This is a genomic window from Rhizorhabdus phycosphaerae, assembly GCF_011044255.1.
Classification (GTDB): domain Bacteria; phylum Pseudomonadota; class Alphaproteobacteria; order Sphingomonadales; family Sphingomonadaceae; genus Rhizorhabdus; species Rhizorhabdus phycosphaerae.
In genome coordinates, this window is sequence record NZ_CP049107.1 from 2,877,092 (window position 1) to 2,890,447 (window position 13,356).

The following is a 13,356-nucleotide window of genomic DNA, read 5'->3' on the forward strand; positions in this document are numbered from 1 at the left end:
ACGGCCTCCTGCCGGCCGGGGCGTGCCCGGCCGGCGCGGCGATCAGCGGCGCTTCGCCTTGATGGCCTTCGGAGCGAAGGCGTCCCCAAAGAAGTCGCCGACATACCAGAGCGGCGGCGTGTCGGCGTCGGACATTGCCCGCATGATCCGATAATTGGCCTCGGAGAAGCGCGCCGCCGCGTCCCAGTCGATCTTCTGCTGCATGTCGTCGTCGGGATGGTGATAGGCCCCGGCGAGGAAGCTCTTCCACTTCGCTTCGCCGCCATTGGCGAAGCCGGTCGCCAGGAACACCGCCGGGACGCCCTGCTTCACGAACATATAATGGTCCGACCGGACGAAGATCGTCTCGGCCGGCATCGGATCGGGCGAGAGGGCGATGCCCATCGGGGCGACCGCCTGCGCGACGATCGGCCCCAGGGTCGAATGATCCGCACCGAAGGCAGTCACGTCGGTGAAGGGGTAGAGCAGCAGCGGCATGTCCAGATCGACATTGCCGACGATCGACGCGATCGGGACCGAAGGATGGCGTGCGAAATAGTCGGCGCCGAGCAGGCCCTTCTCTTCGCCGGTCGAGGCGAGGAAGATCAGCGAGCGGCGCGGCTTCGCGGGCGCCTCGGCTGCCGCCCGCGCCACTTCCAGCATCGTCGCGACGCCGGCGGCATTGTCGAGCGCGCCATTGTTGATGCGGTCGGCGTCAGGCTTGTCCCCATCCTTCGCAGCGGCGATTCCGACGTGGTCGAGATGGGCCGACAGGGCCACATATTGGGCCTTCAGCGTCGGATCGCTGCCGGGCAGGATGCCGACCACATTGGGGCTGGTCACCCTGGTCGTGACGCTCTGGCTGCGGATGCGGACCTTGGTCCTGAGCGCGAAGCCTTTCGGTCGCCCGCCTTCCTTGTCGGCGACGGTCCGTATGTCGGCAAGAGACTGGCGCGCACCCGCAAAGACCGCTTCGGCAGCCGGATCGTTGAGCGTTGCGGTGATGCGGATGCCCGATGCTTCGTCGAACGCCTTGCCGTCCGCACCGACCCAGGTGAAGTCCGGCTCATTGGCGAAATGGGCAACCTGCGCCCAGGGCCGGGTCTTCATCGACAGCAAGGTGCCGACGGTCAGCATGCCGATCGCGCCATGGTCCTGTGCGGCCTTCGCCTTGGTTGCGCTGGCATGGGCGGCCTCCTCGCTCGGCAGCCCCTTCGGATAGCCGCGCAGGGTGACGACGATCTTTCCCTTCACGTCGAGACCGGCATAGTCATCGATGCCGAGACGCTTGTTGTCGATGCCGTAGCCGACGAAAACAAGCGGCGCTTCGATGTCGAGGTCGGGCTCGTTGGGGCTGACGCCGACGAGGACATCGCCCCCGTGGGTCCATAGCTGCGGAGCGCCTGCGGGCCCGCTGACCGTCACCGTCGCCGGGGTGGCGCCGCGCACGGTCTTCTGCATGGTGACACGCTGGTACCAGCTCCCATTGTCGCCGCCGGGCTGCAGGCCGAGCGCCTCGAAGCGGCTGGCGACATAGCGTGCTGCGATTTCGTGGCCGCGGCTGCCGGTGTCGCGGCCCTCGAGCAGATCGTCCGCGAGGAAGCCGACGGTTGCCCGGAAGCTTTCGGGACGGAAGGCCGGGTCGGCCGGGGCGGGGGCGGCAGCGCCGATCGGGGGCGCCATAAGGGCAAGGGTGAGGGCAGCGAAAGTGCCGAGGGCATGCGTCTTCAAGGGAAACCTCGTCTTGGGGTCAGGCGACCGACCCTAGAGCGGGGCTTCGCCCTGTCCAGTGCCCGTCTGGGCGGGGGCTCAGCGCTTGACGAGGAAGACGGCGTGCTCGGCCCGTAGATTGGCGGCTGCCGCACCGCGCCTGCGGCTGCCGGTCAGGAACCAGGCCTGTTCGACGGTGATGCCCCGCTCGCGCACGAAGGCGCGGAAGTCGTCGATCGTCAGCTGGTGAATGTTCTGCGTCTCATACCAGCTGACGGGCAGAGCGGGGGTGACCGGCATGCGCCCGCCCCAGGCAAGGCTCAGCCGCACTCGCCAATAGGCGAAATTGGGAAAGGAGACGAAGGCGCGCTGCCCGATCCGCATCAGTTCCTCGAGCACCTTGTCGGGCGCCCTGGCTGTCTGGAGCGTCTGGCTCAGGATCGCATAATCGAACGCCTTGTCCGGATAGTTGACCAGATCGGTGTCGGCGTCGCCCTGGATGACCGACAGGCCGCGGCCCACGGCGACCGACACATTGCTGCGGTCGATCTCGATCCCGCGCGCGTCGCAGCCGCGCGCGCGCAGCACCGCCATCAGCTCGCCATCGCCGCAGCCCACGTCGAGCACGCGCGAGCCGGGCTTCACATGGTCTGCGATGACCGCAAGATCGGGCCGCAACTCGCTCACCCCTTTTCTCCCGCACGCAAGAAGCCGTCGACCACGCGGTTGAGTTCGGGCACGTCCAGCAGAAAGGCGTCGTGGCCGAAGGGCGAACTCAGCTCGACGAAGCTGACCGGCGCCCCGGCGGCGTTCAGCGCATGGACGATCGCGCGCGATTCCGTCGTCGGGTAGAGCCAGTCGGTATCGAAGCTGACGAGGCAGAAGCGCGTGCGCTTGCAGCCGACAAAGGCGTTGGCGAGCAGGCCTCCATGTTCTTCGGCCAGGTCGAAATAGTCCATGGCGCGGGTGATATAGAGATAGGAGTTGGCGTCGAACCGGTCGACGAAGCTGATCCCCTGGTGGCGCAGATAGGATTCGATCTGGAAATCGGCGTCGAAGCCGAAGCTCTTGGCGTCGCGCGCCTGGAGCCGGCGGCCGAATTTCTCGGTCAGCCCCGCTTCGGACAGATAGGTGATGTGCGCCGCCATCCGCGCGACGGCGAGGCCGGAAGCGGGCGGGTCGCCCTCGGCATAATAGTCGCCGTTGCGCCAGCGCGGGTCGGCCATGATCGCCTGACGCCCCACCTCGTGAAAGGCGATATTCTGCGCCGAGTGGCGCGCCGCCGACGCGATGACCACGGCGGACAGCACGCGTTCGGGATAGGTCGCGGCCCATTGCAGCACCTGCATGCCGCCCATCGAGCCGCCGACGACCGCCGCGAGCATCCGTACGCCGAGATGGTCGAGCAGCATCGCCTGGGCGCGCACCATGTCGCGGATGGTGATGACCGGGAAGCGCATTGCATAGGGCGTGCCCGTCGCAGGATCGACGCTGGCCGGTCCCGAACTGCCCAGGCAACTGCCGAGGACATTGGCGCAGACGATGAAATGGCGCGCCGGATCGATCGGCTTGCCGGTGCCGACCATGCGCGTCCACCAGCCCGGCTTGCCGGTGATAGGGTGGGTCGAGGCGACATGCTGGTCGCCCGTCAGGGCATGGCAGATCAGGACCGCGTTGGAGCCGGCCGCATCGAGCGTTCCATAGGTCTCGTAGGCAATCGACACGGGCGAGAGGCGCGCCCCGCCGTCCAGCGCCAGCGGGCCGGGCAGGGTCACGGAACGGGCAAGGCCGAAACGGCTGTCTTCGCTCATCGGGACTTGGGCGCTAGGCCCGCCATCCGGGGCTGTCAACGGCCCGTCCGGGCCATTGCGGCGCGCGTGCTTCGCCCCTAAAGCGCAGCGCATGACTCAGACCCTCGCGCCCAAGCCCTGGATCGACGCCATCGCGCCCTATGTTCCGGGACGATCGACCACCGACGACGGCCGCACGGTGGCCAAGCTCTCGTCCAACGAGAACCCCCTCGGCACCAGCGAAGCGGCCCGGCAGGGGTTTCTGGCCGGGGCAGTCTCGCTCGACCGCTATCCCGACGCGTCCGCCGTCGCTTTGCGCGAGGCGATCGCCGCCGCGCATGGCGGGCTTGATCCTGCGCGCGTCATCTATGGCACCGGTTCGGACGAGATCCTTCACCTTGCCGCCGGCGCCTATGCGGGGCAGGGCGACGAAGTCCTGTTCGTCCGCTACGGCTTCTCGGTCTATCCGATCGCGGCCCGCCGGGTCGGCGCGGAACCCGTGCAAGCGCCCGACCGCGATTATGCGACCGATATCGACGCGCTGATCGCGCATATCACGCCGCGTACCCGCGTCATCTTTCTTGCCAATCCGAACAATCCGACCGGCACCTATACCAGCCGTGCGGACATCGCTCGGCTTCACGCAGCGACCCCGGCCGATTGCCTGTTGGTCATCGATCAGGCCTATGCCGAATATCTCGAGCCGGCCGACGACGACGGCGCGTTCGAACTGGCGCAGAGCGCGGACAATGTCCTCGTCACGCGGACCTTTTCCAAGATCTACGGCCTCGCTGCCGAGCGGATCGGCTGGGGCTATGCGAGCGCGCCCGTCATCGATGCCCTGCACCGTATCCGGGCACCCTTCAACGTCACCACCGCCGGACAGATGGCGGCCATCGCCGCACTTGGCGACACCGATTTCGTCGCCCGCAGCCGCGAGCATAATCTGCGCTGGCGCGACTGGTTCGAAACCGAGATCGCCAGCCTCGGCAACAAGGGCCTGCGCGCCGTGCCGAGCAAGGCCAATTTCTCGCTCGTGCTGTTCGAAGGCAAGCTCACCGCCGAGGCGGCCTATAAGGGCCTGATGGACGCCGGCTATATCGTCCGCTGGCTGCCGGGGCAGGGGCTGCCGCATGGCCTGCGCATCACGATCGGCACCGAGGAAGAGATTACCGGCCTCGCGACGGCGCTGCGCGCGCTGGTCGAGGCGGCGGGCTGATGCTGCCCTTTTCCCGCGTCACGATCATCGGTCTCGGCCTGATCGGATCGTCGATCGCGCGCGCGGTGCAGGCGCAGATGCCGACGGTTCGTCTGACCGGCTATGACGCCAGCGCCGAGGTGCGTGAGCGGGCGCGAGGGATCGGCTTCGTAGACGACGTCACCGACACGGCGGGTGCATCGGTGCTCGACGCCGATCTGGTGATCTTCTGCGTTCCCGTTGGTGCGATGGCGGCGGCAGCGGCGGAGATTGCCGACGACCTGCCCCCCGATGCGATTGTCAGCGACGTCGGGTCCTCTAAGGAAAGCGTGTTGTCGGCGCTGGGCGGCGCGCTTCCCGGCGTGACGATCATTCCCGCGCATCCGGTTGCGGGTACCGAGAATAGCGGCCCCGACGCGGGTTTCGCGACCTTGTTCAAGGGGCGCTGGTGCATCGTTACCCCGCCCGAGGGCAGCGACGCCACGGCCGTAGAGCGCGTCTCCGAATTCTGGCGCAGGCTGGGCGCCAATGTCGAGACGATGGATCCGCGCCACCACGACCGCGTGCTGGCGGTGACCAGCCATCTGCCTCACTTGATCGCCTACACGATCGTCGGTACGGCGTCGGATATGGAAGAGGTGACCCAGAGCGAGGTCATCAAATTCTCGGCCGGTGGCTTTCGCGACTTCACGCGCATCGCGGCTTCAGACCCGACGATGTGGCGCGACGTGTTCCTCAACAACAAGGAGGCGGTGCTCGAGATGCTCCAGCGCTTCACCGAGGATCTGACCGCCTTGCAGCGCGCCATCCGCTGGGGCGATGGCGATACGCTCCACGATCTGTTCAGCCGGACCCGCACCGTCCGGCGGTCGATCATCGAGCAGGGACAGGACGACGCAAAGCCGGACTTCGGCCGCTCGCACTGAGGCGTTCAGCGCGGCGCCTGTCGCCGCGCCGGCTCATTTCTCCAGCGCGTTGATCGCGACATGGACGCGGCGCTCGACTTCGTCGCGGGGCAGGCCGGGCGGGATGGGATCGCCCAGGCGGATGGTGACGATGCCGGGCCATCTGCGGAAGCTGTCGCGCGGCCAGAGGTGGCCGGTGTCGAGCGCGATCGGGACAACCGGCAGGCGCAGTTGCTTGTAGAGGCCGGCGAAGCCGGGCTGGAGCGGCGGGCGTTCGCCGGGCCGCACGCGGGTTCCCTCCGGAAAGATCAGGACAGACCGGCCGGCATCGCGCGCATCGGCCGCCGCGCGCATCATCCGTCGCAGCGCCTTGGCCGAGCCGGCGCGGTCGACCGGGATCACCCCCTCCCGCTTGGCGATGGCGCCGAAGAACGGAATGTCGGCCAGTTCGCGCTTCAGCACGGTGGCCGGGCCACCGAGTGCGCGGAGCAGTTCGATCGTCTCGAACATCGACTGATGCTTGGAGGCGAAGAGGCAGGGAGCGGTCGGCATCGTCCCTTCGAACCGGACGCGGATGCCGAGGATCGTCTGCGTCGCCCAGCGATGGAAGCGCGCCCACCGCTGCGCCTGTCCGCGCACCGCCTCATTACCGAACGGGATGAGAAGGAAGGCGGTGAGCACCGCCACCGCGGTTCCCGTATAGAAGACCAGCGCGAACAGCGCCGAGCGCACCCAGATCATCACACCCCCACAAGCGCGGCAAGGCGCCGCAGGACATATTTGTTATATTCGCGCACCAGATCGGACAATGCCGGCTGGGTCGGGACGGCGTCGGCCACGATCGTCAGCCCTTCCGGCGCCATGGCCTCGAGGTCGAAGCGGGCCCGGCGCATGTGCCAGTCCGATGTCACCAGCCGGATGCTGCGATAGCGATTGCGGCCGATCCAGCGGGTTGCCTCCTCGGCATTGGAGCGGGTGTCGACCGATTCATGGCCGAGGTCGACACAGCAATCGACCAGGCTTTCGGGCGCCTTGAACTGCACTGCCAGTTCGTGTGGCCGGACGCGGCGATCGGTTCCGGATACCAGAAGGCGCTTGGCCCTCTTTCGTGCGAGCATGTCCAGGCCGCGCTCGACCCGACCGCGCCCACCGGTCGTGACGACGATGCCGTCGGTCACGACCGTATCGCTTGCCGGCTGCGGCAGGAACAGCGCGAACGCCATGAAGCCGAGGATCCACAGCAGCAGGATGGCCGAGAGCCCGCGGACGATCATAGCCTTTTCCTCAGGGCGAGGATGATGGTGAGGCGCGCGGCGAGCATGGCGAGGAGCGTGCCGGCGATCGGCAGCAGCGCCAGCACCAGCCAGGCATATCCTGGCAGCGCAACGGAACCGATCAGCTCCGAGCCGACCCGCGCGATCCTGTCGCCGACGGCGAGAATGACGAAGGAGGCGAGCAGCAGTCCGACCAGTCCGCCGAACAGCGCGTCGGTCGCGATGCGCCGCTGGAAGAGCTGGGCGATCTGGGCATCGGTCGAGCCGAGATGGTGCATGACATCGATCGTCGACTGATGCGTGTTGAGCGCGGCGCGTGCGGCGAGCACGACGGTGAAGGCGGCGGCGGCGGCCATCAGCAGGACCAGCACCATCGCCAGCCACCGCAACGCTCCGATCAGGCCCGACAGCGGGGCCAGCCACTGCGCATGGTCGTCGATGCGCGCGAGCGGGGCGATCGCCTTCACGCGCGCCGCCACGGCGGGAAGCGCATTTCGCGCGCCTTCCTCGAAGACGACGTCGATCATCGCGGGCACGGGCAGGTCGCTGTCGGCCAGTCCCCCGCCCAGCCATGGGCGCAGAAGCTCGGTGATCTCCGCGTCGGCGATGCGGCGTGCCGACGCGACTCCCGGCTGCTGCGCGATCATCGCGACCAGGCGTTCGGCCACGGCGTCGCGTCGCGGCTGGTTGGCATCGACGATCTGGATCGTGGCCTGCGCATAGACATGGCTGTCGAGCCCGCGCGCGGCATGGCCGAGGGCCAGCCCGGCGGCCGCGGCCAGCACCATCAGGAACATCATGATCGCGATGACCCAGGGCATCGGCCCCGACAGCCAGCCTTCGGGCAGGATGCGCCGGCCCGCCGCGCTGGTCAGCCAGTTTCCCGATCCTCGTCCGAACAAGGCCATCAGGCGGCCGCCCCGACAGGCTGGGCCAGGCGTCCTTTGTCGAGCCGGATCAGCTGCGCGTTGCGGACGCGCGGGATCAGATGCAGGTCGTGGGTCGCGACGACGATCGTCGTGCCCAGCTTGTTGAGCGCTTCGAACAGATAGAGGAGCCGTCCGGCCATGTCGGGATCGACATTGCCAGTCGGCTCGTCGGCGACGAGGATCTCGGGTCGGCCGATCACCGCTCGAGCGATCGCGACCCGCTGCTGCTCTCCGCCTGACAGCGTGGCGGGCTTGGCATGGGCGCGTCCCGACAGGCCCACCCATTCGAGCATCTCGCGCACCGGCGTGTCGATGTCGGCCTCGGCCACGCCATTCACCCTGAGCGGCAGCGCGATATTCTCATAAGCGGACAGATGGTCGATCAGACGGAAATCCTGGAACACGGTCCCGATCCGCCGCCGGAAGCCGGGAATGCGGGCGCGGGGCAGGGTGACGACATCCTCGCCGAACATCCGGATCAGGCCCCGGCTGGGCCGCTGTGCGAGGTAGATCAGCCGCAGCAACGAACTCTTCCCCGCACCCGACGGGCCGGTGAGGAAGTAGAAGGCACCGGCGGCGAGATCGAAGCTCAGGTCGCTCAGCGTCTCGATCGCGGAACCATAGCGCAGCCCGACATTCTCGAACTGGACGATATTGCTGGCCCCCGGCCTCATCCTGTCGATCCCTCGCACATTGGGGGAGCCATGGCACAGCACAGGCGCGCCCGCAAATGCTTGCAGCCGGAGTCGTGTCGGGGCTAGTGAAGGCTATCCATGATACTCATCTGCCCCGCCTGTAACACACGCTACCTCGTTCCGGACTCTGCGATCGGCACGTCCGGTCGGCAGGTTCGCTGTGCCAGCTGCAAGCATAGCTGGTTCCAGGAACCGCCGTCGTTCCTGCCCGAGGGGGGCGCCCGGCCGGTCGACGCCGGGGCGTCGCTTTCCCAGCCCGCTCCCGCGGCAGCCCCCGCCACGGTCACCACGGTCGAACCCATCCCGCCCAAGGCCGGGCCGCGCAGCGAGGTGCCCGAGGACGAGGTGCAGGCGCGCTATGACGGTCCAGGCGAGATCGCCCCTGCGCGCGACATCGTGCCGGCTGGGCGACGGCGGCGAAATACCGCGAAGCTGCTGACCATCGCGTCGATCATCATCGCCCTGCTGCTGCTGTCCGGAATCGGGGCGGTCGTCGCGGTGGGGCCGGACAGGCTGGCCGAGCGGCTCGGCATCGTGCCCGCGCCCGTGCCGCTGGTGATCGAGATGACGAACAAGCCCGAACGGCGGGAGACCGCCAGCGGCAACGAACTGCTCGCGGTGACCGGCAAGGTCGTCAATCCGACCGACCAGCCGCAGACGGTCCGCGATATCCGGGCGGAGCTGCGCGACACGCAAGGTCGCACCGTCTATAGCTGGACGATCACCCGGCCGGTGCCGATGCTGGCGCCAGGTGCTTCGGCCGAATTCGACAGCGCCGCGGTCGATATTCCGCGTGGCGCGAAGAATCTCCATCTCAGCTTCATCGGACCGACCGGCAATTAGGGGCGATCGTTTCGCCCGGCCCTCGATGTCGGCGACCAGGAGCCATCGGGAACATGTCCGCTGGCCTCGGGTTCGACGGAGCTAATGCTGTCGGGAGGACGGAAGACGATGCGCATCGGGGTGTTGACGGGCGGCGGCGACGTGCCGGGGCTCAATCCGTGCATCCGCTCGATCGCGCTCTCGGCGATCGACCGTGGCTGGGAGGTGATCGGCTTCCGGCGGGGCTGGCAGGGCTTTCTGGAAATCGATCCGGCCGATGCCGACAGCGTCGCGGCGCACAGCATCCGGCTCGACCGGGAGGCGGTGCGCGGGATCGACCGCGTCGGCGGCACGATGCTGCACACCTCGCGCACCGATCCGCGTACGGTATCGGGGGGCGACCGCACAGCGCATGTGCTCAAGGTTCTCGAGGCGCTGGGGGTCGATGCGCTGATCACGCTTGGCGGGGACGGTACGCTCCGCTTCTCCGCACATCTGTCCCAGCAGGGCTTCCCGGTCATTTCCATCCCCAAGACGATGGACAATGATGTCTTCGGCACCGACTATTGCATCGGCTTCTCCACCGCGATCACCCGGTCGGTCGACGCGATCAACGCGCTGCGCACCACCGCCGAGAGCCATGAGCGCATCGCGATCGTCGAGCTGTTCGGCCGAAGGTCGGGGGAGACCGCGTTGCTCGCAGGCTTCCTGGCGCAGGTCGATCGCACCGTCATCGCCGAGGTCCCGGCCGATGCGGACCGGTTGACGGCGCTGCTTGCCGAGGATCGCCGCAGTAGGCCTGGCGCCTATGCGATGTGCGTCATTTCCGAAGGCGCACGGTTGACGGGCGACGGGGACAGCGATGCGGAACGGCGCCTGTCGGCGACCCAGCGCAGCGAACAGGCCGTCAGCCGCCGGCTGGCGCTGATGATCGAGGAGCGCTCGAAAGAGGGCACGATCGTCCAGCAGCTCGCCTATCTGATGCGCTCGGGCGATCCCGATGCGCTCGACCGGATGGTCGGCTTCGCCTTCGGCGGTCTCGCCATCCAGAAGATCGAGAGCGGCGAGACCGGCCGGATGCTCGCGCTGCGTGACGGCAACTATACGCATGTCCCGATCGATACGCTGCTCGGCGGCACCAAGAGCGTCGATGTCGAGGCGCTCTACGACCCCGTGCGCTACCGGCCGAAGCTGACCGACGTGCAGGGCATGCCGATGTTTCTCTACTGATTTGGGAAAAGCGGGATTCAGGTGTTGCGCCCCGTCTAACCCTTTGCTAGTGGCGCGGGCCTGCCAGCGTCCCGGGTATCCGGGTCCCTGTTCGATGTGCGGTCGTGGCGGAACTGGTAGACGCGCAACGTTGAGGTCGTTGTGGCCGAAAGGCCGTGGAAGTTCGAGTCTTCTCGACCGCACCATCATCCGACCCAAGTGCCCGATGCACTTGGGTCGCGCTGTCTCGGGCAGCTCCAGAATCGATAGATTGAGACAAGTATCTGCCTGAGGCTTGGCGTTGACCATTCCGTTCTGTCAGCGGCGATTGTCGCTGGCGGTCAGCCGAAATCGTACCGGGCTCCGGTCCACAGGCGCTGCTCCATATCGTCCAGATCGCGCGTTGGGGCGTCGACGCGGTCGAACAGCATCGTCCATCGGTCTTGGGGTCGATAGAGAGGCCAGTCTGCTCCCGGCGCGCCGGTGCGGATGAACGACACCCAATGGGCGTGCATGCGTGTTGCCAGCGCTTCGGCCTCGGCGCCTTCCGGACCCAGGACGGCACTCTGCGGGTCGCGGACCTTGTCCCAGACCAGCGGCAGTTCGGAACCGTGGACCGCATAGCCTGCATTGCGCCCGGTGCTGCGCGGCATGTCGAGGCGGTAGAGCCAGGTAGGGCGGCGCAGGGATGCATGCGCCTCAGCCGTGCGGAGGGTCGGCATCCAATATTCCTCCGCGGTCAGCGCGCGGTAGCGGCGGTCGACGGATGAGAGCGCGGGAAAGCTCTGCCCATAGGCGTGATAGACGGGTGCGAAGGCGTCGATCGCCATGTTCGCCAGATCGCCTTGGACCACGGTCCCGTCGCGCGCTGCGTTCGGGCCGAAAAAGGCGATCTCGTCGCGGGTGGTGCCGATGAGCAGCGGAACGGGGGCCGCGCGACCGTCGCGGATCATCGACAGCGGCAGGTCGGGCAACACGGTCCCGTCGATCACCGCGCGGAACGGATATTTGCGCGGCCAGCTCTTCTGTAGTTTCGCCTGCGCCGCGAGGAGCGAGGCGGGGTCGAGCGACAGCAGCACACGAGGGTCGTCGAACCCGGCCAGTTCCAAGAACGCCCGCGCCATGCGGGCTGCACCATCCTTGTCTATCGCCGTTTCCGCGCCCCCACTCTCAACGATCGCCCGCTGGAACAGGCCCCGGGCGGCGGGCATGGCGAGGAGCGCGCAGACATTCTTGGCGCCCGCGCTCTGGCCGCCGATCGTGACCCGGCGGGGATCGCCGCCAAAGGCGGCGATGTTCGCGCGGACCCATCGCAAGGCCTCGACGATGTCGAGCAGCCCATTATTGCCGCTTCCGGCATAGTCGGCGCCGAGCAGGGTGGAGAGATCGAGAAAGCCGAGCGCGCCGACCCGGTAGCTGATCGTCACGCAGACGATCCCGTGCCGTGCGAAACGATCGCCGTCGAAGACGGGCATGCGGCTCGAACCCGCGACATTGCCGCCGCCGTGGATCCACACATAGACCGGGTGTGGGCCGGGGCCGCGCGGCGACCAGATGTTCAGCGCGAGGCAGTCTTCCGACTGGGGCAGGGGCCCCGGCCCATAGAGGCCAGGTGCGGGTGGCTGCTGTATCGGCGCGGGCGCGAAGGCGGTGGCGTCGAGAGGGGCGGACCGGCGTGCGGGCGGGCGCGGTGCCCGAAAGCGGAGCGGCCCGACCGGCGGTGCGGCGAAAGGAATGCCGAAATAGGCGGTGCCATGCTCGGTTGCGCGCCCGACTACCGGACCCTCACGCGTTTCGACGAGCCCGTCTTTCGGGCGATGCGAAGCCCCTATGGCAGTCCCGCCGGTCGAGGCGGCGAGGGCGGCGGAAGCGAGAAAGGTCCTGCGGTCCATAAGCGTCCCTGGCATGCAGCATGCCCCGGCGGGGGCATGGTGAGGGCCTGCACGGCTAGCGGCTTCATGCTGGCGGAGCCAGCCCGTCACTGTTGCGTTGACCGCACCGTGGCTATGTCGTCTCGGTCTGCAGCAGCCAGCGCTCGTCGCGTTCCAGCCCCAAAGCGGTCAGCCGGCCCGACGCATAGGCACCGGTGTCTATACCAATGCGGTTGGTCCGCTCTTCGACCTCGCTGCGCACCGAATGGCCATGAACGATGATCGGCCCATGGTCTCCGTTATCGTCGAGAAACTCGCCCCTGATCCAGCGCAGGTCGCTGCCCTGTTGCTGGTCGAGCGGGATGCCCGGGCGGATGCCGGCATGGGCGAAATAATAGTCTCCGGCGCGGAAGCTGTGCCGCAGCCGCCGCAGCCACGACAAATGGGGCTCAGGCACATGGGCACGGACGAGATCGATGACGCCGGCTGGATCCGCCTTGTCATAATCGGCCGCTGCCGCGCCATAGCTCAGCAGAGTCTCGCGCCCGCCCATCTTGTGAAACAGCGCGGCAGCCTTGCGGTTGCCCTCGGCTACGGCGAGGAGCACCTCCTCATGGTTCCCGCCGAGAAATACCACCCGGTCGTCCCCGGTATCGAGCTTGATCATCAGATCGAGGATGGCGGCCGAGTCGGGGCCCCGGTCGACATAGTCGCCGAGGAAAAGCAGCCGCGTGTCCGTCTCGCCGCGCATTTCGTCGTCGCGATCGATCCGCCGGAGCAGGTCGTCGAGCAGGTCGTAGCGGCCGTGTATATCGCCGATCGCATACCAACGCTGCCCTTCGGGTGCGAGCGCGACCCGGGGTCTGCTCCGCCGCCGCCATGGAAGGAAATCGCGCAATCCCATTCGTTACCTATCGTGAAGTCGCGCCCTGCCGCCTGGCGCCGGCCGGACGGATCGGGCGGACGGGCACCGC

Annotated in this window: 13 protein-coding genes and 1 tRNA gene; 5 read left to right on the forward strand and 9 right to left on the reverse strand. The window is 67.7% G+C overall.

From position 1 onward, the window contains the following. Positions 1-42: 42 nt before the first annotated feature. From G6P88_RS13395 to metX, 3 genes are all read right to left on the reverse strand, one after another. Positions 43-1,662 carry a M28 family metallopeptidase gene (locus G6P88_RS13395; RefSeq protein WP_165325187.1) on the reverse strand — a complete coding sequence of 540 codons (1,620 nt, stop codon included), beginning with the start codon at positions 1,660-1,662 and terminating at the stop codon, positions 43-45. Positions 1,663-1,788: 126 nt separating this feature from the next. Next, positions 1,789-2,376, reverse strand: a complete 588-nt coding sequence (gene metW, locus G6P88_RS13400; RefSeq protein WP_165323612.1) for a methionine biosynthesis protein MetW — start codon at positions 2,374-2,376, stop codon at positions 1,789-1,791. Next, on the reverse strand, positions 2,373-3,500 hold the full coding sequence (gene metX / locus G6P88_RS13405; protein WP_165323613.1) for a homoserine O-acetyltransferase MetX: 1,128 nt from the start codon (positions 3,498-3,500) through the stop codon (positions 2,373-2,375). Before metX ends, metW begins: the two co-directional genes overlap by 4 nt. A gap of 91 nt (positions 3,501-3,591) precedes the next feature. Between metX and hisC the strand changes: the two genes are divergently transcribed. Both hisC and G6P88_RS13415 read left to right on the forward strand, forming a co-directional pair. Further along, positions 3,592-4,698 carry a histidinol-phosphate transaminase gene (gene hisC / locus G6P88_RS13410; RefSeq protein ID WP_165323614.1) on the forward strand — a complete coding sequence of 369 codons (1,107 nt, stop codon included), beginning with the start codon at positions 3,592-3,594 and terminating at the stop codon, positions 4,696-4,698. Then, positions 4,698-5,603 carry a prephenate/arogenate dehydrogenase family protein gene (locus G6P88_RS13415; RefSeq protein WP_165323615.1) on the forward strand — a complete coding sequence of 302 codons (906 nt, stop codon included), beginning with the start codon at positions 4,698-4,700 and terminating at the stop codon, positions 5,601-5,603. Before hisC ends, G6P88_RS13415 begins: the two co-directional genes overlap by 1 nt. Before the next feature lie 33 nt (positions 5,604-5,636). On the opposite strand, the gene G6P88_RS13420 is transcribed toward G6P88_RS13415, so the two are convergent. The 4 genes from G6P88_RS13420 to ftsE are packed head-to-tail and all read right to left on the reverse strand — an operon-like array spanning position 5,637 to position 8,459. Further along, on the reverse strand, positions 5,637-6,323 hold the full coding sequence (locus G6P88_RS13420) for a lysophospholipid acyltransferase family protein (protein WP_165323616.1): 687 nt from the start codon (positions 6,321-6,323) through the stop codon (positions 5,637-5,639). Next, positions 6,323-6,856: a YdcF family protein gene (locus G6P88_RS13425; RefSeq protein ID WP_165323617.1), complete on the reverse strand. Its 534-nt coding sequence runs from the start codon at positions 6,854-6,856 to the stop codon at positions 6,323-6,325. Before G6P88_RS13425 ends, G6P88_RS13420 begins: the two co-directional genes overlap by 1 nt. Continuing rightward, entirely contained in the window at positions 6,853-7,764 is a 912-nt protein-coding gene (locus G6P88_RS13430; protein WP_165323618.1) for a cell division protein FtsX, read from the reverse strand. The genes G6P88_RS13425 and G6P88_RS13430 overlap by 4 nt, the downstream gene beginning before the upstream one ends. Further along, positions 7,764-8,459 (reverse strand): cell division ATP-binding protein FtsE, encoded by a 696-nt coding sequence (ftsE, locus tag G6P88_RS13435; protein ID WP_165323619.1) that lies wholly within the window; start codon positions 8,457-8,459, stop codon positions 7,764-7,766. The genes G6P88_RS13430 and ftsE overlap by 1 nt, the downstream gene beginning before the upstream one ends. A gap of 99 nt (positions 8,460-8,558) precedes the next feature. Here ftsE and G6P88_RS13440 point away from each other — a divergent pair, with 99 nt between their 5' ends. From G6P88_RS13440 to G6P88_RS13450, 3 genes are all read left to right on the forward strand, one after another. Continuing rightward, positions 8,559-9,323, forward strand: coding sequence for a zinc-ribbon domain-containing protein (locus tag G6P88_RS13440; RefSeq protein WP_165323620.1), 765 nt, complete (start codon positions 8,559-8,561; stop codon positions 9,321-9,323). A 108-nt stretch (positions 9,324-9,431) separates the two neighbouring features. Beyond that, positions 9,432-10,532 (forward strand): 6-phosphofructokinase, encoded by a 1,101-nt coding sequence (locus G6P88_RS13445; RefSeq protein ID WP_165323621.1) that lies wholly within the window; start codon positions 9,432-9,434, stop codon positions 10,530-10,532. Positions 10,533-10,630: 98 nt separating this feature from the next. Next, a tRNA-Leu gene (locus G6P88_RS13450) sits at positions 10,631-10,717 on the forward strand. A 135-nt stretch (positions 10,718-10,852) separates the two neighbouring features. Here G6P88_RS13450 and G6P88_RS13455 read toward each other — a convergent pair. Beyond that, positions 10,853-12,418, reverse strand: a complete 1,566-nt coding sequence (locus G6P88_RS13455; protein WP_206335769.1) for a carboxylesterase/lipase family protein — start codon at positions 12,416-12,418, stop codon at positions 10,853-10,855. 97 nt (positions 12,419-12,515) lie between these two features. Beyond that, positions 12,516-13,286: a metallophosphoesterase family protein gene (locus tag G6P88_RS13460; RefSeq protein WP_165323623.1), complete on the reverse strand. Its 771-nt coding sequence runs from the start codon at positions 13,284-13,286 to the stop codon at positions 12,516-12,518. Positions 13,287-13,356: the final 70 nt, after the last annotated feature.